Raw genomic sequence first — 19,791 nt, 5'->3', positions numbered from 1 at the left:
ATATATAATTTTAGCATCTATGAAAAGAAAATAGCTTACAAGTTCCGCTTTTTTACAATTTTTTATCATTTATCAAACATTTGTTAAACAATAAAATCACAATATAGAAATTAATTAATTTTAAAGTTATAAAAACAGCATTTATACTACCTATAAATATTTATTATCCATTCCTCATTTCACATCATTACAACAACTAACTTTGCTATAATTAAAATGTAAATCCAATATATGGAGGGCCACTATGGAAGAAAAAGAGATCCAACCATCGATTCAAATGAAAAATAGTAGCGTCATTATCGTGAAAAACTCAGCTAGTATTATATTCGGTTTATTTTTCATTCTGCTATTCTTTGCCAAACCGTTTCGTAAATCAAAATGTCCAGAATGTAAAAAACGTGAGAAGAAAAAATCAGGGCAAGAACAATAAAAGGCCTTCCTTTATGGAATGCCTTTTTACATTTGTAGTATCATTTTATTTATTCTTCTTCCCCCTAAAAAACGACTATATTTTCTTCCAAGGTTCTCTACATCTTTTTTGATTTGTAATATGATCCTTATATAAAACATGAGAAAGAGTATTTGTACTTGTTACCCGCTTTTAATTTTTATTAAAAAATTAAAATTTGTACATCTTTATCCATCACTAACAATTCGTTAATTAGTTAACTTTGCAATATAAGTTTTGTATATAATGTCATTCAAAAACACAATATATATAAGTAGCTATTTATAATTACATTGCTTTTTATCGAATTCTACAAAGGAGTTGTATACTATGGATAAAGAAAATCCATTAAATCAGCAGGTTAATAGCATTCCCTCAGATGCTCTGAATACCCCTAGTAAGGAACAAGAACAACTGTTAGAAACATCATCTCAAAACGTACAAAATTCCAACAACAACGCTAACAAAAAAGATGTTACTCAAGGCCTATCTGGAAAAGATTTCCCCATTTCAACAGAGAATACAAATTTATAGTTATTTACTATCATACGCAGCAAATGCTCTTGCTGAACTAATTCTTCTACAGAAACTAATACGCATTCCAGATAATTTTTTACCAGTTGTAACATCGAAAAAGAGATTTAGATATAAAAACAGGCTCTAAAAAAACTTTCTCCACAACAAAAAAAGGATGGCATTAGCCATCCTTTTTTCCATCATCAACTATAAAATTATAGTTTGATTACGTTTTTAGCTTGAGGTCCACGGTTACCGTCTTCGATTTCGAAGCTAACTTTTTGACCTTCTTCTAAAGATTTGAAACCGTCAGTTTCGATTGCTGAGAAGTGTACGAATACGTCGTTTTCGCCTGGAACTTCGATGAAACCGAAACCTTTTTCGTTGTTAAACCATTTTACTTGTCCTGTTACTGCCATAATTATTTCCTCCTAAGAAAATACAAATTTTAAATTTTTTAGTCTTCCTGTCTAAAAAAAGAATCCACACATTATCAAATACGAAACATAAACTAGTTCTCACATACTTTTTCTCGTTCGTTTTCAGCACTTGATAACATATGGATTGCTTAATTTAACTATTCAACTGACATCATCATAGCACATTAAAATAAAATGTACAATCTTTTTCGAAAATAGAATTTCTAATTTTTAGTATTTCTTATAAAATATAATTATCTCTATTCTAAATAAGGAGGAATTTATGACCAATAAAATTCCTAGAAAAACATTAAAAAGAATTGAAGAGGATATTGAAAATAATAATCTTGGAAAAGCAAGAGATAGGTTGCATGGCCTCATCTTTACATACCCAAATGAATTACATCTTCGAAAACAACTCGGAGATATTTATTATAAATTACAATATCCAGAAATGGCTGGGCGTTACTGGTATCTAGAAGAGCATAAAACAGATATTATGCATGAATCATGTTTATTATTTGAAAAATCAATGGGAAATAGTCCTCATCATATTGCACGTGCTTTAAAGTTTAAAGGCGATTCTAACCATATAAAAGGTTTGTATAAAGATCAACCTTTATCTTCAGTGCAGAAGAAAGTAGCAGAGGAGTTAATTTATGAGTATAAAGAAACATGGAAAGATAAGCTAGTTCCTTTTGGCTGTCTAGCATTGCTTGCTTCCCTTCTCTTTTCTGCCGTTGTTGGTCTATTCACTATTTGGAATTGGATTTTTTAATCACAGGGGGAATTTTCACATGTCAAACTACGCTAAAGAAGAAAGGCTAACAGGGGGAAACGTCTCAAGCGTATATCGTTCTGAAAATACTGTTCGGCGAGAGTTAAAGCCAGGCAGTGAAAAGATTCATAAGCTATTGCAACATTTAGAAAACAAAGGATTTCATTATGCTCCAAAGCTTTTAGGTGTAGATGAAAAGGATAGAGAGATTTTATCCTTTATTGAAGGAGAAGCTGGCAATTATCCATTAAAAGAATATATGCGATCTAATGATGTATTAAAAGAAATAGCAAAGATGCTCCGCCTTTACCATGATGCTGTAAGTGATTTTCCGTTATTAGCTGATTGGAAACCGATGGATCATACTCCAAATAACATTGAGGTTTTATGTCACAATGATTTTGCCATATATAACATTATTTTTAATAATGAGAAGCCAGTAGGGATTATTGATTTCGATGTTGCTGCTCCTGGTCCAAGACTATGGGATATCGCTTATACACTCTATCCTTGTGTGCCTTTAAGTAGAGTGTATTATACTGAATCCGGTGAAGCCGTTCATTATGACTCATCGCAACATGCAGATCGTATTAAAGAGAGAGTGAATTTGTTCGTTCAGTCCTATGATAAAAATATGGATGAAGATTACTTAGGAATGGTGTTGCTTCGATTAGAAGGGTTATGTACATATATGAAACGAAAAGCTCAAGAAGGCGACTTGAATTTCCAAAGAATGATCGATGAAGGACATCTAGAGCATTATGAGAAAGATATGAAGTTTATTCGTGATCATAGGGCTGAGTGGAGTTGATTTAGTAATAAAGAAAAGTTAGTATCGTTTTTTGCCGACAACTCAATCTCTCTTTTCGAATCGTTTAGAAAATAACAAGGGGCACCTTTCAAAAAGGTGCCCCTTCCTTTTATTTCGTAAACTGTGCTTCTTCCGTAGATCCTTTTAACGCTGTCGTTGATGAAGTTCCGCCTGTAATCACTTGTGCCACTTCATCAAAGTAACCTGTTCCTACTTCGCGTTGATGACGTGTTGCAGAGTAGCCATGTTTTTCAGCTGCGAATTCTGCTTGTTGTAGTTCAGAGTATGCTGCCATGCCGCGCTCTTTATAGCCACGTGCTAGTTCAAACATACCGTAATTTAATGAATGGAATCCAGCAAGTGTTACGAATTGGAACTTGTAACCGTAAGATGCGATTTCCTTTTGGAAGCTTGCAATTGTTTTTTCATCTAGTTTTTGTTTCCAGTTGAATGAAGGTGAGCAGTTATATGCAAGTAGCTTCCCTGGATGCTCCTTATGAATTGCGTCCGCAAATCGTTTTGCATCTTCTAAATTTGGTTCTGACGTTTCACACCAAACGAGGTCTGCGTACGGTGCATACGCTAAACCGCGCGCAATTGCTTGATCAAGACCTGCATTCGTACGGTAAAACCCTTCTGGTGTTCTTTCTCCTGTAATAAATGCTTTATCAACAGGATCAATATCGCTCGTAATTAAATCAGCTGCATCCGCATCTGTTCTTGCAACGATAATTGTCGGCACTCCCATTACATCTGCTGCAAGGCGTGCAGAAATTAAATTGCGTACTGCTGTTTGCGTTGGTAGTAGTACTTTTCCGCCTAAATGGCCACATTTTTTCTCTGAAGATAATTGATCTTCAAAATGCACACCTGATGCACCTGCTTCAATCATACCTTTCATCAGTTCGAATACATTTAATTGCCCACCAAATCCAGCTTCTGCATCTGCTACAATCGGTACGAAATAGTCTGTATCATCGCTTCCTTCCATATGCTGAATTTGATCCGCACGTTGAAGCGTTTGATTAATTCGTTTTACTACAGCAGGTACGCTGTTCGCTGGATATAAACTTTGGTCTGGATACATATGCCCAGAAAGGTTTGCATCAGCTGCTACTTGCCAACCACTTAAGTAAATCGCTTTTAACCCAGCTTTTACTTGTTGCATCGCTTGGTTTCCTGTTAATGCGCCAAGTGCGTTAATATAGTCTTCTGTATGAAGCGATGTCCAAAGCTTCTCAGCACCACGACGCGCTAACGTATGTTCAATATCAATTGACCCGCGCAGGCGAATTACATCTTCTGCCGAATATGGACGTGTGATCCCTTTCCAACGCTCATCTAATTCCCAGCTTTCTTGTAACTTCTCGATTCTTTCGTTTTTCATTTGTTCCATCCCCTTTTCATTTTTTATAAAATTTCATAACCCGGTAATGTTAAAAATGGTACGAATTCATCATTTCGAACGAGATTTGTAAACAACGTTGTCGCCTCTTGGAATCTCCCTTTCTTAAAGGCTTCCTTACCAATCTCTCTTTCTATTTTTGCTAATTCTTCTTCTTTTAATTCTTCCATTAATTCAAGCGTAATATTACGACCATCATTTAGTTTTCCACCTTCATGACGAATCCATTGCCATACTTGTGCTCTTGAAATTTCAGCTGTTGCCGCATCTTCCATTAAGTTATAAATGGGTGCTGCTCCCCGTCCGCTTAACCAAGATGCAATATATTGAATACCTACGCTAATATTCATGCGAAGGCCCTCTTCTGTAATCGTTCCCACTGGTACCTCTAGTAAATCGCTTTCTGTTACACATATTTCTTCACGTTTTCTAAAAATTTGATTTGGTGTTTTCATAATGTGATTAAACACTTCCATTGCAACCGGTACAAGTCCAGGGTGGGCAACCCAAGTCCCGTCATGACCGTCTAAAGCTTCGCGTTCCTTATCAGCACGCACTTTTTCAAAAGCTGCTTCATTTGCTTCTGGATTATTTTTAATCGGAATTTGTGCCGCCATTCCTCCAATTGCTGGTGCATTACGGCGGTGACATGTTTGAATTACTTTCAAAGAATACGAACGCATAAATGGCGCCGTCATCGTGACTTGTGCTCTATCTGGTAGTAAGAATTTATTATGATTACGGAAACTCTTTAAAAAGCTAAAAATATAATCCCATCTTCCGCAGTTTAAGCCAGCAGAATGATCTTTTAGCTCATACAAAATTTCATCCATTTCAAACGAAGCGTGAATCGTTTCCAGTAACACAGTTGCTTTAATCGTTCCATTTGGAATGCCGATATATTTTTGAGCAAATACGAATACATCATTCCATAATCTCGCTTCTAAATAACTTTCCATTTTCGGTAAGTAAAAGTATGGGCCGCTCCCTTTTGCTAAAAGAGCTTTCGCATTATGGAAAAAGTACAAGCCGAAGTCTACTAAGCTACCCGACATATTTTTCCCATCAACTTGCATATGCTTTTCCTCTAAATGCCATCCTCTTGGACGTACAATGAGTACAGCTGTTTTCTCATTTAATCTATATTCTTTCCCTTTATCATTTTCATGTGAAATCGTTCCCTTTACTGCATCTCGTAAATTGATTTGGCCTTCCACTGCATTTTCCCAAGTTGGTGAATTCGAATCTTCAAAATCCGCCATAAAAAGATGCGCTCCTGAATTTAAAGCGTTAATGACCATCTTTCTATCTACCGGTCCAGTAATCTCTACACGGCGATCCTCTAAGTCTTTTGGCAGCTTGGCAATTGTCCAATCCGCTTCACGTATGTGTTTTGTTTCTTCTAGAAACTTCGGAAACTCCCCTGCATCAATTCTCTTTTGTTTTTCTACACGTTTTTGTAAAAGTTCTATGCGGCGCTCATTAAAATTCTCATGTAGTTCCTTCAAAAAACTAAGCACCTCAGGTGTCAATATTTCGCTGTACGCTGGTAACATTTCTCCAACGAGTGTAACCCGTGAAGTTTGCGTCGACATATTAGCATCCCCTTCTTAAACTGTTTTATAACAGATTTGATTTCATGTTTTATATTATATAACAAATCTTCAGAAAAGGAAGTTTTTTTTGAAAATTCATTTCGTTTTTTTTTCAAAACGCCATTCTTTCGCGCTTTATTTCATACAAAAAAGGCCGCTGTTATACAACAACGACCTTTTTGTATTATTTTTGAATTTCACTTTGACTAGTTAAACTTTATTACTGCCCTTGTTCCATATCATGCAATATTGCTCTATGTAAAAACTGTGCGTATTGTTCTCTCGTTACCTTCATAGACGGACCGAATTTACCTTCTCCGATTCCCATTGTAATACCATTTGTTTGTACTGCACTAATTGCATTCGTTGCCCATGAATTTGCTGAAACATCATTAAAGTTATGAGATCCCTTTGCCTGTAGGTCAAAAGCATTCGTAAGAACTTGTGCCATTTCCGCACGCGTTAACGTCGCCTTCGGTCTAAAGTTTCCATTCTCGTCTCCCTGGAAAATTCCGATTTCCGTTAGAGCCAATATCTCCTCGATAAAGCTTGTTGAATTTTCATCGATATCTCCATATGGGTTTTCATATTCATCTTGTTCTTCCATATCAAACACACGGTAAATTAAAGCTGCAACTTGCTCACGTGTTACATTATCCCCAAAACCGAATATTCCATCGCCATATCCCAAAATTATTTCTTGTTCCGCTAATTCATGAATTGCCTCATATGCCCAATGTCCTTTTGGTACATCTTTAAATACAATTGTATTTGCTTTTTGCAACGGTGCACTTTCCGCTTTTACACTATTACTCTCTGCTGAGAATAACACCCCACCCATAATTGTTAATGCTGTAGCTGTTTTTAATAATTTTTTGCTCATCAAATTATCTCCCCAATATGTATATGTTTTTTTAAAAATATACAGAATAAATGGTATAGTGACAATATATTTCCCGACACATTTCGTGACGTTTTTGTGAATCATATTACACATCATGTCTTTTTCATCGGGTTGATTATAAAGCTTGTTTATAACCATAAAAATACATAAATACGAATAATAATTCTTTTTAAAACAAACAAAAAAGCACAAATTTTTCTATTTGTGCTTTCATATTTCACTCTACTTCCAATCCTCTTTCAAATGATAATTAATAATCGCATTATTAATAAACTGAGCATATTGTTCTCTAGGTACAGGGCGATTTAATTCATACATGCCATTCCCAGTTCCTCTCACAACATTATTAGATTGTAACGCACTAATTGCATCTTCTGCCCAGTGACCTTTTGGAATATCTTTAAATGTATGTTTTTGTTTCGTTTCAAAATTAAATGCTCGTTTTAAAATGACAGCCATTTCCGCTCTAGAGATTGGTGCTTTCGGCCTAAAATCCCCTTGGCCATCCCCTGTAAAAACACCACGTTTTGTTAACGCTAAAATTTCCTTTTTAAAAGTGGTTGTACTATCAGAAACATCTTTATATGGATTCGCTACTGGCCCTTCTTCTTTTATCTCAAGTGTTCTGTAAATAGTCCCAGCTACTTGTTCACGTGTTATAAGATCGCCAACACCATACTTCCCGTTTCCATACCCTAATATAATTTTATGATACGCTAAATCCATAATAGCATCATATGCCCAAAATCCGTATGGAACATCTTCAAACACAATCATTTGTGGATACTCTTCCGCTTTTACAGGTGTCACATTCGCCCCTGCAAATATACCTCCTGCCATTGTCGCGATCATCATTACACCCAATATTTTTTTCTTCATTATCCTCTCTCCCTATTTCATTCAAATAAAATGAACTTCATTGTTTCAGGAGTACTATTTTTTTTGTGAATGTAAGATAAAATGCAAATCTTCTAGAAGAAATATTTCCACTACCTTTCTGCTTTATACCCCTTCTTTCTTTTTCAAAAAGGAAGTTGTCACATCTAAGGTGTTATATACTAAAACATTCTACAATCTCTTTATAAACTCCTTTTCACTTTATAACTTCCCTTTATTGGCACCTAAAGGAGATGCCTAATGGAGATTACTATATTCATGGTTTATATTTCAGAGGTAGCATTTTCCGCTGAATTTTGAGGTGGGGGTCTTACTGCCCAGCAAATAACGGGATAAAAAAATCATCCTTTTTTCTTAAAAGAGGATGATTTTTTTATATTTATTAACACTCAAATATGCTACTACTTTTGAAGAGTAAATTGGGCAACTATTTGTTTTAATTTTCCTGCTGCGTTATGCATATGTTCAATTGAAACCGAAATCTCTTGAACAGATTTTTCTTGCTGTTGAATAGACTCTTTTACCCTATCAGTTCGGTCAGATGATCTTTGGGAAATTTGAGCCATGTCTTCTGCAGAAGCCGAGATTTCCTCACTACTCGCTGCAATTTCATCTGTAGACATAGATACCGTTTGAATTTGCTCAGATACTTGCTGTACTTTTTCTGTAATTGTTCCAAATACTTTTTCTGTATGCATTACTACTTGTGTACCTGCCTGTACCTCATTATCTACTTTCCCCATCATATGTACCGTATGGTTCGTTGTTCCCATAACTTGAGTAATAAGATTCTCAATTTGTTTTGCAGAATCACTAGATTGTTCTGCTAATTTCCGCACTTCATCTGCCACAATTGCAAATCCTCTACCACTTTCACCAGCACGTGCAGCCTCTATTGCGGCGTTTAATGCTAATAAGTTAATCTGGGAGGTAATACCTTGCATAACATCAATGATTTTAACAATTTCTTCTGATTGTTCTTTCATAGTCTCTACTTGTTTCACACCGCTATGTACCGAATTTTGGATTGTATCCATCTGTTGAATCATTTGTTTCATTAATTTGTTACCATTCTCTGCATCTAATGCTGATTGAGCAGATAATTCATTTACAGAGGATGATGTATTGACTATACTCTGCATTCCTTGCGTCAACTCTTCCATCGCACCCGCAGTTTGTTCCATTGCTTGCATTTGACTCTCTGCACCATTTGCAACTTCTTCAATATCCATAGTGATTTTCTTCGCTGCACTACTAGATACTTCTGATGCAGATACTACTCCGTCTGCATGTTGGAATAAAAGCTGAATATTATTCTCTACTTCTTGCATATTTGTTCTTAGCCCTGCAATCATCTCGTTAAAATTACTTACTAATATACCTAATTCATCCTTAGCAGTATAATCACCATGTACGGTTAAATCTCCTTCTTTCGCTCTTTCCATCATACGACTAACCGTTTGTAAAGGAGCAACTATAAGCTTGCTAATAATATAACTTACTATACATATAACGATTGTAGTAACTACTACAAGAATGATAAAGGTAATAACGGAACGATCAATCATTTTTTGAGAATCTTTAAATACTTGGTCAGCTAAATTTGAAACATACGATTCTAGATCCACTGCATAACCAGCTAACTCTATTCCCTTCGGTTTTAATTCCTTCTCAAATTCATTTACCATTTGTGGCTCGTTTGTTGCCTTCGCCTTTTCAAATAATTTTTTATATGTATCTTTATAACTTGGCAAAGATTTCTTCATCTTCTGAAACAGTTCATCCTCTTGCTTACTTAAATTAAAACCATCATCATATTCTTTTAATAAAGAATCATATTTTTTAAGATCCTTTTCAATATTATCAATTATTCCCTCTTTATTTGCCACTTCATTTTGTGATACCGTAATTAATTCTAATAAATTATATTCTAGTGAATTTTGTGTGCGAAGCATTCCTTCTAATAAAATTGCAGAATATTGATAATCATCTACTACAACCTCTGTATCATGCTTAATCTTATTAATAGAACTAATTGCTACACTGCTCATAATTACCATACCTAAAACTGCTAATGAAATAAGCGACAATAATTTATATTTCACTTTTAAATTTTGTAAAAAATACATTTTTCCACCTTTATTCCTTTATATATAGATTTTTAGAATTTTATAGCTTATTATTTACAAAATCGCAATAAAAAGCAATGATAAATATTCCCAATATCAAACTTATATCCCTATAAAAAAAGAAGTAGCTATCATGCTACTCCTTTTTGCTTTGTTTCTCATATTGTTCAAACGTATGAATTCTTTCAAAAATTGGTGGGTGCGTGTATAAGAAAAATTTTACTAACGCAGGCGGATTTACTTGGCTTAAACTTGTTTTTGATAAATATTGAAAAGTTTTCACACCAGATTTCCCGTCCTTCGTCATATTTAAAGCATATTGATCTGCGGCTCTTTCTTCTATACGTGAAACGTAGTTTGTTGCTGGTTGTGCTGCAAAAGAGAGTACAGAAGAAATTAAGAAAAATAAAGGTAAAATGGAGAAACATGCTACTTTTGAAATTTGCAATGTATCTCCCCATTTGCGAATACACATATTTATAATACGACTAATTAAAAACATACCTATAAACGATAGCAATACATAACTTGCAACGCCAAAATATATATGTTTCATAACATAATGCCCCATTTCATGAGCCATTATAAATAAAATCTCTTTATCTTTTAACTGCTTAAGCGTTGTATCCCACATTACAATACGGGCGTTAGGACCAATTCCTGTTACGTAAGCATTTAATGCATTCGTTTTTTCTGACATGTTTACTTCATATACGTGTTTAGCAGGAATGTCCGCTTTGTCTGCTATCGCTAAAATTTTCGTTTCTAATTCTTTATTTTTCAGCGTCGAGAAGTCGTTATAAAGCGGATCAATAACGACAGGCTGTATGAATGTTAAAAAGATTGTAAATGGAACAGAGAGCGCCCATCCTGCGAGCCACCATCTCTTCGGAAATTTACGGATAAGCCATAATAGAACGGTAACTACGATTAACATAGTCGCATAACTTTCCCAAAAACCGATAACATGATCTTTTATCCAGCTTTGTGTACTTTGTGTTGAAATGCCGTAATCAACGGACACTTTCCGGCCAATCCATTGCATCGGTAAGGCAAGCACTGTTGTCAATAATGATAAATAAAAGAAATAAATCGCAACTTGCAAAACACTTATTTTAGTCGTTTCCTTCGACCATTTCTCAAACTTTCTTGAAATACCTAGCACAAGTACAAATAATAAAATAATCCATTCAAGAGGCGTCGCTAAAAAGTATAGTAAATTTTTCACGCGCGAATAATCTTGGCTTAGCGTAAGCTCTCTAGCACTCATAAACGTTTCTGGATCTGCACTCGTTCCCTTATACATGTCCGGAATAAGTTCATGATTCCATCCAAATAAATACCAATATATAAGTAACGCAAATCCAACGTACAAAAAAAGCGACCAACCGATAACCTTCCTCACGCTATTCCCTCCTCTATGCTGCCTGTCTATTATTATTGTAAGTTCGTACACGCTAAATTAGAACAAGCTTATTATGTGAATTGCTCTGAATCTTTTTATTTACATAAAAAAACTCTTCTACATAAGAAGAGTCTTACCTATCTTTAAACACTTTCTTCGGTTCACAATCCGTAATAAGGATCACACTTACAAACCAACACGTACCCTACTTGCTTTTTAGATAAAATAAAAAGCCTCTTTAAGGAAGTACATCTATTAATAAACTAAAATCTTGTAAGGAGAAAGAACTATATTTCATAATACCCTGTACAGCTAAAAGTAAAACAAGACCGATCACACACATATAGTTAACGCTTTCTTCATTCTTTTTTTCAGTAACGACTCCACCACTTATACATAAAATCCCCAACAAATGGAGCGCTAAATACATGAAAAAATAAGCTTCCTCCCAGCGCAAAATAACATTCACTGTCGTTATTAACACTAGACTAAGTAAAATCAAATAAAAAAACTTATTTGATGATATCGTTTCATTCATATAATTTTATACATCCCTTTCAAATTTCGAATTAATGATGTTTCAAAGCTATAAAGTAAATGATTGTTTTCATACCATAAAACAAAAGGAAAGCCACCATTACTTTCTCGAATACTTTATGAATCCACATATACTTCTCTTCATTCTTTTTGAAGATGCGCTTCATCATTTCTTCTACAATTAGACCAAATATTAGTAAAACCCCGAACACAATAAGAAGAGAAATAATATTTTCTTTTAAATGAGTACTAGAAAATACGTAATACTCTGGAAACACAATCGTATCTACTACAGGTTGAAGCCAATGACAAACACTTCTATCACACATATCTGTAATAGACGTAGAATCTATAATGTCTTTTAATATTTTTTCAACCGTCTTCTTCATCTTATTTACTCCCGGCTACATCTGAAAAGCTCTTTTTCTGCTCTGCATATATAACTGGCACTTCTTTACTCCAATATTTGCGATTAACAAATAAAAAGATAAGTACTAAGTTTAATCCTGTTATAAAAATAATAAGTCCAGGAAAGAATGTCGTATAATTTGAGAAATCGGCAAAACTCATAATTTTTTCTCTACTTATTAAAAAAGACGCACCTATTACAAATGCATTGTTTAACATATGTATTGCAATTGGCATGAGTAAACTTTTCGTACGAATATATACGATTGACAATACGATGCTGAATATGGCTGCACCGAGGAAATCAACATGTAACAACGCAAACAATATTGCTACAACGATGGTCGCTATGCTCGTTCCCCATTTTGTTGCAAAACGTTGAAGTAAAAATCCGCGAAAAACAAATTCCCCGATAATTGGTGCGATGAATACGACCCTAATGACTTGAGATACATATCCCCCAGTACTATCTACAATTGGTTCATGCAGGGCGTTCATAATAAAGTCCGGTGTAATCCATGCAAAACTATACATATACAAAATAAGATACCCGTAACTAAACATGCATAACATAACGGTAATGTATAAAACTTGTACCAAGTTAAATGTTTCATTTTTATTAACAAATAATGAAAATGAAATGTGGTGCTTTCTATACTCATAAGAAATCCATACCATCGGAAGGATATAGAATATAAGGATATTTATAAAAGAAGAATTTTGTATATGAAATATACTTGTTAGCAAATCGCCACTACTTCTCGCTATTAAAATTAATAGTGCAAATACAATTAAAAAATATCTAGCTCGCATCACTTGAAACGGGTTCACACTCATCTCCTCCCCTATGTTACTTTTATCATATCATTTGATTCTTAATTTTTTGCGAAAGAAAACCTTAAAATTTCCTTAAAAATTCCATAAGTTACAAAATGATGATATGATATTCGAGAAAATTAGGAGGGATATTTATGTACCAAGCAAATATTTTACTCGTTGATGATGAAACAGCAATTTTACAATTACTAACTACCATTCTTGAAAAAGAAGGCTTTTCTCATATTACAACTGCAACATCAGCTGAAATAGCTTTATCTCTAACTAAGCAAAACAATTACGATTTAATTATTTTAGATGTAATGCTTCCTGGACAATCTGGTTTTGATATTTGTCCAATCATTCGCCAACAAACAGATTGTCCAATTTTCTTCCTATCAGCAAAAGCATCTGATTTAGATAAAATATCCGGATTTTCATACGGTGCAGATGATTATATTACGAAACCATTTAATCCATTAGAAGTAGTAGCACGTATGAAAGCACAGCTTCGGAGACATATGAAACAAACCGTACCACACGAACAAAAATCACACTCAATTTCATTTGGAAGATTTGAAATTGATCAGCACTCTGCAGAACTAACAGTAGATGGGCACATTGTCGAATGTTCTGCTCAACTCTTTCAACTACTACTCTTCTTTTGCGAGAATCCGAACTACGTATTTTCGAAAGAGGAAATATATGAAAAAGTTTGGGGAGCACCTGCCTATAATGGCGATGACAACACTGTTATGGTCCACATTCGAAAACTACGTGAAAAAATTGAACACGATCCAAGTAAACCAGAATATATAAAAACCGTTCGCGGGCTTGGTTATAAGTTCGTTACAAAGTAGGGTGACGATATGAATTTTAATAAACGACTTATTATTCAATTTATCATGCAACACGTTTTTGTTTTAGTTACATTACTGATTGCTGTAGTAGCGGCTTTCACGTATTTAATTTTTCTTGTTACGAGTACTTCATACGAACCGAACATTCCAGATTCTGATAATTTTATGATTGCAAGATATATCTCTTCAGAAGATGGTGATATTTCGTTAAAAGCTGAAGTAAAAGACTTAATTAAAGAGAAAAATGATTGGATTCAAGTTGTGGAGGAAAACGGAAAAGTTCTCTATCACTTTAATACGCCTAGTGACGTGCCAACATCTTATACGAAAGCATCATTATTCTCGTATATACAGAATCATATAGAAAGCCCTTATACATTTAAATATTGGGAAATAGAATTAGAAGAAAAGAACGTACTTGTTATTTATGGCGGTATGTTAAAAAGCAATGTATTACTGAAAACGATCCAGAAAGAGCACCCTTCTGTATCTACAGATACGTTCACATTAACAGAAGAAGAAAAACAGTTACTTTCTAAAGAAAAGGCTACTCTTCAAATCTTTAATAGTGGCGGCGAAGAAGTATTCTCCTATCCAAATGGAAAGAAAAAAACGTTTTCTGCCATACAAGCTGCTCTTAACGCAAAAGAACCATGGAATCATAAAGAAAACACGTCTAGCTTTTACGACACCAATAGCAATCATCTTCTCGTTGTAACTGCAAAAAATGAGCACTACTACCCAGATGATGAAATAGAAGATGTATTTACTAAAAAGTTTCTAATCGGATGCGGATTAATCCTTCTTATCGTATTTGTTTATTTAGTCATTCTGTCTATTTGGTACGGTAATAAATTCGGAAAACCGTTATTACATGCGATGCGTTGGCTTAAAAATATCGCTGGCGGAAAGTACGAAGAGCCTGTTAGTAAAAAAGGGAAACTTGTCAGGTTCCGGCGATCTGGTAAAGAAAAATGGTCATTTCGCTTATTTAGTGATGTGACAAATTCACTAGAGCACCTTTCTATTACACTCAAAAAAAATGATGCAATGAGACAAGTATTGCAGCAAACACGTGAAGAATGGATTACCGGTCTCACGCACGATTTAAAAACGCCACTTAGCTCTATTTATGGCTACGCATTATTACTAGAATCAAAGCAGTACAACTGGACTGATCGTGACATTCAACAATTCGGCAGCGTTATGAAAGAGAAATCGCAATATATGACGACATTAATTGATGACTTAAGCTTAACGTATCAATTAAAAAATAACACTCTTCCTGCGCAGCATGTAAACATTGAAATGAATCAATTCGTTCAAAAAGTATTATTACAATTCATTAATAATCCGACACTTCAAAACCAAAATATTGAATTCGTACCAAGCTCAAACAAAATTCAATATTTCATTGAAGAAAAATGGTTCCAGCGTATTATCGAAAACTTACTCGTAAACGCTGTAAAACATAATAATGAAACGACAAACGTCATCGTAAAACTTTCGCAAAACGCTACTTCATTTACACTCTCTATTTCAGATAATGGAAAAGGAATGGATGATAAAACGAAAGAACTTCTATTTGAGCGATATTACAGAGGAACCAATACAGAAGAAAGCAACATCGGAACGGGACTTGGTCTCGCTATTACAAAACAGCTCGTTCATGCTCATAACGGAACGATTTCAATTGATAGCGAACTCGGAAAAGGAACGACAATTATACTTGTATTTCCGTTTCATTCGTAGGAAAGGCGCTATGTGGCGTCTTTTCTTTTTGGGGAGTTCTTCGGTATATGAAATTATATCGGCGATTTTCTAAATATATCGGCGCAACTCGAATTATATCGGCGATTTTTCAAATATATCGGCGTAAATCAAAATATATCAGCGATTTTCAAGATATATCGACTTACCGACAAAAATCGTCAAATATAGCAGCATATATGAAAAAAGCGAACCACTCAGTGGCTCGCTTTTCTTTCTATTACTTCTTCTTCACTGGTATCCAAAGTTCAATTTGAGCGAACTCGCTTTTATCTGCATGAGAACGCTCATCGTATAGTTCAAACTCATTAACGCCGCAATGTTCATATCCTGAATGCGGGAACCATTCTGAGAACACTGCATTCCACGTTTGGTGAATAGACGATACCATTTCTTCATGAGGAACTTTCGGCGTTGTAAATACAGCATATGTCGCTGCTGGGAAAGTACGCTTCGCAACTTCATTTGGTACATTTTCAAATCCTGTAACTTCCATTCCGATAATATAAGTGAAATCGCCTGTTTCTAGATTAAAATCAGTACATAATCCAAGCTCTACCCATTGGCTCGTATCTTTACGATTCGGAATCGTTGTTCCAAGATCTTTCTGTAAATATTCTTGCCAAAATGCTGGGATGTCTTGATGGTTTTTCCCTTCTTTACTTGTCGTCTTCAGTTCATAACCCGCCATTAAAAATTCTGGTTTATTTACAATACGATATTCCATTTGTATGCCTCCTAAATACGGATTTAATTTTCTTTGCTTTACATTCACGCTGTAATACATCGGCGTTTCAATTTCTTGTTTTCGATATTCACTCGGTGTCATTTGAAATAATTTCTTAAAGGCCCTCGTGAACGTTTCGTGAGATTGAAAGCCATGCTCAAATGCGATATCAATAACTTTTTCATCCGTATGAGAAAGTTGATAAGCTGCCCGGGCTAACCTCCTCTTTCGAACATACTCCATTACTGTATCACCTACTAACGCCTGAAATACACGATGAAAATGCGACTCAGAAAAACCTGCAATACGTGCTAAATTACGCAGCGTCTGTTTTTCCATGACATCTTCCTCAATATAATCAATTGACCTTTGAATTTGTGTTTCATAGCTTTCCATCTCTGTTCACCCGCCTTATATGTATTATGATAAAAGAGAATCCTATCCAATTCTTGACGTTTTTTACTATATTTTTAAAAACAAATGTAACTTTTTGATATGTATTTCGTTGTTATGTATGAAGGGAGGGAGGGAAATGTAGTGAAACGCAAACAATCATTAGAAGACATTTACTCCGAGCACATGCAAGATTTATTTCGCTATCTTCTCTCCCTAACCGGAGATTCTCACTACGCGGAAGATCTCATGCAAGAGACGTTTTACCGCATGCTCATCCATATTGACTATTATAAAGGAGAAGAAATTAGGCCGTGGTTATTTACAATTGCCTACAACGCCTTTATCGATTGGTATCGAAAAGAAAAAAGATATAAAACAACGACAGTTGAAGAATTCCATTTACCAAACGTACCAAGTACAGAACACTCTTATTTTGTAAAACATGAGATTGCTAGTTGGTTAGACAGTTTATCTTCGCTTCCCCTTGAAAGACGAAATGTTCTACTATTACGAGATTACTACGGATTCTCGTATAAGGAAATAGCAGAGATGACTGGTCTCTCACTAGCGAAAGTGAAAATTGAATTACACAGGGGACGAAAAGAAACACAAGGCATAAAGGAGTGATTAGGATGGGTTGTACAAAGTTTAAAAAACTATGGGAGAAATACGAAAACGGAACGCTCACGCAGGATGAACAAGAGCGGTTAGAAAGTCATATTGAAACATGTGAAGAGTGTGACGATTACTTAGATGATTTGCTTTCAAAAAGTGAACCGATAAAGAAAAGACTACCACCACAAAATCTAAAAGTCCCGTTTTGGAAAATAAAATGGAAACAGCGTTGGCAAACCGTTAGTTTTGTCCTTGCTGTTTGTATAGCAATCTATTTTGTTGGTCATTTTGCATCTTCCTTTTACTTCTATTCGAACGAAATGAAAAACTTCCGGAAAGTGGATGATATACCAGCACTCGCAATAGAAGCAACAATGCCAAATAGTCGTTCCGCTGGAGGAAATACGAAGGTTAAACCTTTCTTTCGTACAGAAACTGAAATGGATTTATATAAAACGATCGGTAAAAAAGAATTTCCAATTGGTACAGTAACAATGCGTAGTTTCTTATCATCTGTAACTGTCACAAATCAATCTTGGGAAAACAGAGCCTATTCAAAAAAACTTTCCTTTGTTCATCCAAAAATTAAGGAAGAAGCTTCTTTGAAAGAATCATCTAAAAAAGTTTGGGATACACTTGGAAAGATACATGAGGGTACCGTTGCAGAATTAGCGATATCTTTCGATAAAGTTTACACTTTACAAGAAGTCGAATCCATTCTATATAGCGCATTTGAAGCACAAGAAATGCCACCAACTCCTTTATGGTACGCCTTAGACACAGGACAAGAAAGAATAAATGAAGACGATTTTCTCTTGCATAGCGGAGAAGTTATCGGATTTCGAGAACATATAAATCTTCCTGAAAATGAAACAAAAAAACTACACACAAAAGAAGATGAAGTAATCGAAATGATGCGCATTCTTTCTATAAATAAAGAAACTGTAAGTAAAACGACTTGGACTCGTGAAAAGGATCTGAACTTAGATAAGCGCTATCAGTATGTAAAAGATAACGGCGTTAAAGTATACGGCATGGTCATTACTGGCCCGTCGAAAGAATTATTGAAATTACAAAACTCACCGAATGTGCGTTATGCGACTCTTGGGGATATTGAGGTTTGGAATTGGTTTGATCAGTGATTTCGGATTAAAAAGGAGAGCAAAGATATGCTCTCCTTTTTAATCCGAAATCACTTTCACATACATCCCTCTCACCGCTTTTTCATAAGCGACCTCGCTCATCTGTCTTATTTTTTCCGACACAACAGACGATGGAACAACTTCACCTTCACGAAATAATGGAGGATCAATGAGACGGACTTTATTTTTCTGATACAAATCATAATCGTTTCTATCTTCTTTTACTTTTACATTCGGATGAACTTTTCTTAATAAAGCATGTACTTCTGAATCAGTACATTGCTGCAATTTCGAAATTAGCTCATCATCTTCAAGAAGAAAATCATCTGCATGAATAACCTTTTTGTGTAGAGCTAACTTTAGCGTTTTTGCTAACGTATCATTTCCGTAAATATTCATTGGTTGCATAAAGAAATCGATTACTTCTTTGTAATACGTTTCTGCAAACCATTCAGCTATTTCGATATTTTGAAGGACCATTTTCCCATCTACAGCAATGACATCCTCTAAAAAACTGTGAACTTCTTCTAAAGAAACATACCCATATGTATACATATCTCGTAACGTATAATCAACTCTGTCTGCGCATAATTCTGGTGCTGACCTTTCGAGTAACGTCCATTTCGAATCATCTAACAAAATATCTTTATAGTTATAACCATGCTTTGAAAGAATCACTGGAATTTCTGAGTTTTTCACAACGGAGCTAAATATCTCTTCATGATAACTTTCATTTATATTATCAAAAACATAATCAATCACATGAGAAAAAGCAGTATGTGATACGTCATGCAGTAAACCTGCAATTTGTTCTTCTACTGAACCACCAAGTTTTTTCACTAACAACATAACACCAACTGAATGATCAAAGCGCGTTACATTCCATTTCTCATTTATTAAGTAGCTTGCACCATTTTGATGAATACCTTTTAGTCTTTGCACAGACTTACTTACAATTAATTCTTCTAACACCTGATTCACTTCAAACCCACCGTATAGCACATCTGATATAACCACTTATAATCCCCCTTTATTTCAGCAGCGTCTTTTAATCGTACCTTTTTTATGAAATCGACATCAATACAAATATTAAATTCTAATATATTTATTTTATACATATCTGTTATTTCTTTTCATTCATTTATTTTTATTGAGCGCTCCTTATGTGGAGCCTTTTTTTATTGAAAAATAGAGGGACTTTCATCCCAAACCG

General features: G+C 34.8%; 20 protein-coding genes and 1 pseudogene. 8 read left to right on the top strand and 13 right to left on the bottom strand.

The window, feature by feature from the left end; translation table 11 throughout:
* Positions 1 to 244 precede the first annotated feature (244 nt).
* Positions 245 to 430 (top strand): hypothetical protein, encoded by a 186-nt coding sequence (locus ACTFRY_RS10145; protein WP_000391373.1) that lies wholly within the window; start codon positions 245 to 247, stop codon positions 428 to 430.
* Between the two features lie 348 nt (positions 431 to 778).
* Complete coding sequence (locus tag ACTFRY_RS10140) at positions 779 to 982, top strand: hypothetical protein (protein WP_000356922.1); 204 nt, start codon at positions 779 to 781, stop codon at positions 980 to 982.
* Positions 983 to 1,179: 197 nt separating this feature from the next.
* Here the strand turns inward: ACTFRY_RS10140 and cspA are convergent, their stop codons facing one another.
* Entirely contained in the window at positions 1,180 to 1,383 is a 204-nt protein-coding gene (gene cspA, locus ACTFRY_RS10135) for an RNA chaperone/antiterminator CspA (protein ID WP_000301518.1), read from the bottom strand.
* A gap of 283 nt (positions 1,384 to 1,666) precedes the next feature.
* Between cspA and ACTFRY_RS10130 the strand changes: the two genes are divergently transcribed.
* Together ACTFRY_RS10130 and ACTFRY_RS10125 are read left to right on the top strand one after the other, a co-directional pair.
* Entirely contained in the window at positions 1,667 to 2,161 is a 495-nt protein-coding gene (locus ACTFRY_RS10130) for a DUF6584 family protein (RefSeq protein WP_000182391.1), read from the top strand.
* Positions 2,162 to 2,180: 19 nt separating this feature from the next.
* Complete coding sequence (locus ACTFRY_RS10125; protein WP_098616879.1) at positions 2,181 to 2,972, top strand: phosphotransferase; 792 nt, start codon at positions 2,181 to 2,183, stop codon at positions 2,970 to 2,972.
* Positions 2,973 to 3,081: 109 nt separating this feature from the next.
* On the opposite strand, the gene aceA is transcribed toward ACTFRY_RS10125, so the two are convergent.
* The 10 genes and pseudogenes from aceA to ACTFRY_RS10075 all read right to left on the bottom strand — a co-directional run bounded on the left by aceA (position 3,082) and on the right by ACTFRY_RS10075 (position 13,083).
* On the bottom strand, positions 3,082 to 4,359 hold the full coding sequence (gene aceA, locus ACTFRY_RS10120) for an isocitrate lyase (protein WP_000787346.1): 1,278 nt from the start codon (positions 4,357 to 4,359) through the stop codon (positions 3,082 to 3,084).
* Positions 4,360 to 4,382: 23 nt separating this feature from the next.
* The gene (gene aceB, locus ACTFRY_RS10115) at positions 4,383 to 5,972 is read right to left on the bottom strand and encodes a malate synthase A (RefSeq protein WP_000107348.1); all 1,590 of its coding nucleotides are present in this window, start codon (positions 5,970 to 5,972) and stop codon (positions 4,383 to 4,385) included.
* Between the two features lie 220 nt (positions 5,973 to 6,192).
* On the bottom strand, positions 6,193 to 6,960 hold the full coding sequence (locus ACTFRY_RS10110; protein WP_136986025.1) for an S-layer homology domain-containing protein: 768 nt from the start codon (positions 6,958 to 6,960) through the stop codon (positions 6,193 to 6,195).
* A 138-nt stretch (positions 6,961 to 7,098) separates the two neighbouring features.
* Positions 7,099 to 7,755, bottom strand: a complete 657-nt coding sequence (locus ACTFRY_RS10105; protein WP_000727094.1) for an S-layer homology domain-containing protein — start codon at positions 7,753 to 7,755, stop codon at positions 7,099 to 7,101.
* Positions 7,756 to 8,174: 419 nt separating this feature from the next.
* Positions 8,175 to 8,966 (bottom strand): methyl-accepting chemotaxis protein, encoded by a 792-nt coding sequence (locus ACTFRY_RS10100; protein WP_406940645.1) that lies wholly within the window; start codon positions 8,964 to 8,966, stop codon positions 8,175 to 8,177.
* Positions 8,967 to 9,122: 156 nt separating this feature from the next.
* Positions 9,123 to 9,902, bottom strand: a pseudogene (locus ACTFRY_RS10095) (MCP four helix bundle domain-containing protein); the annotation flags it as partial.
* Positions 9,903 to 10,038: 136 nt separating this feature from the next.
* Positions 10,039 to 11,307, bottom strand: coding sequence for a M48 family metallopeptidase (locus ACTFRY_RS10090; protein ID WP_001233318.1), 1,269 nt, complete (start codon positions 11,305 to 11,307; stop codon positions 10,039 to 10,041).
* 238 nt (positions 11,308 to 11,545) lie between these two features.
* Complete coding sequence (locus tag ACTFRY_RS10085; RefSeq protein WP_001006050.1) at positions 11,546 to 11,845, bottom strand: DUF2101 family protein; 300 nt, start codon at positions 11,843 to 11,845, stop codon at positions 11,546 to 11,548.
* Between the two features lie 31 nt (positions 11,846 to 11,876).
* Positions 11,877 to 12,233, bottom strand: a complete 357-nt coding sequence (locus tag ACTFRY_RS10080) for a hypothetical protein (protein WP_030023820.1) — start codon at positions 12,231 to 12,233, stop codon at positions 11,877 to 11,879.
* 1 nt (position 12,234) lies between these two features.
* Positions 12,235 to 13,083 (bottom strand): CPBP family intramembrane glutamic endopeptidase, encoded by an 849-nt coding sequence (locus ACTFRY_RS10075; protein WP_141541489.1) that lies wholly within the window; start codon positions 13,081 to 13,083, stop codon positions 12,235 to 12,237.
* Between the two features lie 140 nt (positions 13,084 to 13,223).
* Between ACTFRY_RS10075 and ACTFRY_RS10070 the strand changes: the two genes are divergently transcribed.
* Together ACTFRY_RS10070 and ACTFRY_RS10065 are read left to right on the top strand one after the other, a co-directional pair.
* Positions 13,224 to 13,928: a response regulator transcription factor gene (locus tag ACTFRY_RS10070; protein ID WP_029442109.1), complete on the top strand. Its 705-nt coding sequence runs from the start codon at positions 13,224 to 13,226 to the stop codon at positions 13,926 to 13,928.
* A gap of 9 nt (positions 13,929 to 13,937) precedes the next feature.
* Entirely contained in the window at positions 13,938 to 15,680 is a 1,743-nt protein-coding gene (locus ACTFRY_RS10065; protein WP_098616882.1) for a sensor histidine kinase, read from the top strand.
* A gap of 238 nt (positions 15,681 to 15,918) precedes the next feature.
* Here ACTFRY_RS10065 and ACTFRY_RS10060 read toward each other — a convergent pair whose 3' ends face one another.
* Positions 15,919 to 16,821: an AraC family transcriptional regulator gene (locus ACTFRY_RS10060; RefSeq protein ID WP_087957680.1), complete on the bottom strand. Its 903-nt coding sequence runs from the start codon at positions 16,819 to 16,821 to the stop codon at positions 15,919 to 15,921.
* A gap of 141 nt (positions 16,822 to 16,962) precedes the next feature.
* Between ACTFRY_RS10060 and ACTFRY_RS10055 the strand changes: the two genes are divergently transcribed.
* Together ACTFRY_RS10055 and ACTFRY_RS10050 are read left to right on the top strand one after the other, a co-directional pair.
* Complete coding sequence (locus ACTFRY_RS10055; RefSeq protein WP_000823978.1) at positions 16,963 to 17,448, top strand: RNA polymerase sigma factor; 486 nt, start codon at positions 16,963 to 16,965, stop codon at positions 17,446 to 17,448.
* A 5-nt stretch (positions 17,449 to 17,453) separates the two neighbouring features.
* Positions 17,454 to 18,578, top strand: coding sequence for an anti-sigma factor (locus tag ACTFRY_RS10050; RefSeq protein WP_098616883.1), 1,125 nt, complete (start codon positions 17,454 to 17,456; stop codon positions 18,576 to 18,578).
* A 39-nt stretch (positions 18,579 to 18,617) separates the two neighbouring features.
* On the opposite strand, the gene ACTFRY_RS10045 is transcribed toward ACTFRY_RS10050, so the two are convergent.
* On the bottom strand, positions 18,618 to 19,595 hold the full coding sequence (locus ACTFRY_RS10045) for an HD domain-containing protein (RefSeq protein ID WP_098616884.1): 978 nt from the start codon (positions 19,593 to 19,595) through the stop codon (positions 18,618 to 18,620).
* Between the last annotated feature and the right edge of the window lie 196 nt (positions 19,596 to 19,791).

Origin of the sequence: Bacillus cereus group sp. MYBK195-1 (assembly GCF_051916605.1) — a bacterium.
In the GTDB taxonomy this organism is placed as follows: Bacteria; Bacillota; Bacilli; order Bacillales; family Bacillaceae_G; genus Bacillus_A; species Bacillus_A cereus.
The sequence above is the reverse complement of the archived record's forward strand: the minus strand, read 5'-3'. Positions and strand labels throughout refer to the sequence as shown.

Bases quoted from the DNA above. Each gene is read 5' to 3' on its own strand.
- ACTFRY_RS10050 (WP_098616883.1), top strand. From the start codon at position 17,454: ATGGGTTGTACAAAGTTTAAAAAACTATGGGAGAAATACGAAAACGGA.
- ACTFRY_RS10110 (WP_136986025.1), bottom strand. From the start codon at position 6,960: ATGATTCACAAAAACGTCACGAAATGTGTCGGGAAATATATTGTCACT.
- ACTFRY_RS10130 (WP_000182391.1), top strand. From the start codon at position 1,667: ATGACCAATAAAATTCCTAGAAAAACATTAAAAAGAATTGAAGAGGAT.
- ACTFRY_RS10100 (WP_406940645.1), bottom strand. From the start codon at position 8,966: ATGCAAGCAATGGAACAAACTGCGGGTGCGATGGAAGAGTTGACGCAA.
- ACTFRY_RS10105 (WP_000727094.1), bottom strand. From the start codon at position 7,755: ATGAAGAAAAAAATATTGGGTGTAATGATGATCGCGACAATGGCAGGA.
- ACTFRY_RS10080 (WP_030023820.1), bottom strand. From the start codon at position 12,233: ATGAAGAAGACGGTTGAAAAAATATTAAAAGACATTATAGATTCTACG.
- ACTFRY_RS10125 (WP_098616879.1), top strand. From the start codon at position 2,181: ATGTCAAACTACGCTAAAGAAGAAAGGCTAACAGGGGGAAACGTCTCA.
- ACTFRY_RS10085 (WP_001006050.1), bottom strand. From the start codon at position 11,845: ATGAATGAAACGATATCATCAAATAAGTTTTTTTATTTGATTTTACTT.
- cspA (WP_000301518.1), bottom strand. From the start codon at position 1,383: ATGGCAGTAACAGGACAAGTAAAATGGTTTAACAACGAAAAAGGTTTC.
- ACTFRY_RS10140 (WP_000356922.1), top strand. From the start codon at position 779: ATGGATAAAGAAAATCCATTAAATCAGCAGGTTAATAGCATTCCCTCA.
- aceA (WP_000787346.1), bottom strand. From the start codon at position 4,359: ATGAAAAACGAAAGAATCGAGAAGTTACAAGAAAGCTGGGAATTAGAT.
- aceB (WP_000107348.1), bottom strand. From the start codon at position 5,972: ATGTCGACGCAAACTTCACGGGTTACACTCGTTGGAGAAATGTTACCA.
- ACTFRY_RS10070 (WP_029442109.1), top strand. From the start codon at position 13,224: ATGTACCAAGCAAATATTTTACTCGTTGATGATGAAACAGCAATTTTA.
- ACTFRY_RS10060 (WP_087957680.1), bottom strand. From the start codon at position 16,821: ATGGAAAGCTATGAAACACAAATTCAAAGGTCAATTGATTATATTGAG.
- ACTFRY_RS10145 (WP_000391373.1), top strand. From the start codon at position 245: ATGGAAGAAAAAGAGATCCAACCATCGATTCAAATGAAAAATAGTAGC.
- ACTFRY_RS10065 (WP_098616882.1), top strand. From the start codon at position 13,938: ATGAATTTTAATAAACGACTTATTATTCAATTTATCATGCAACACGTT.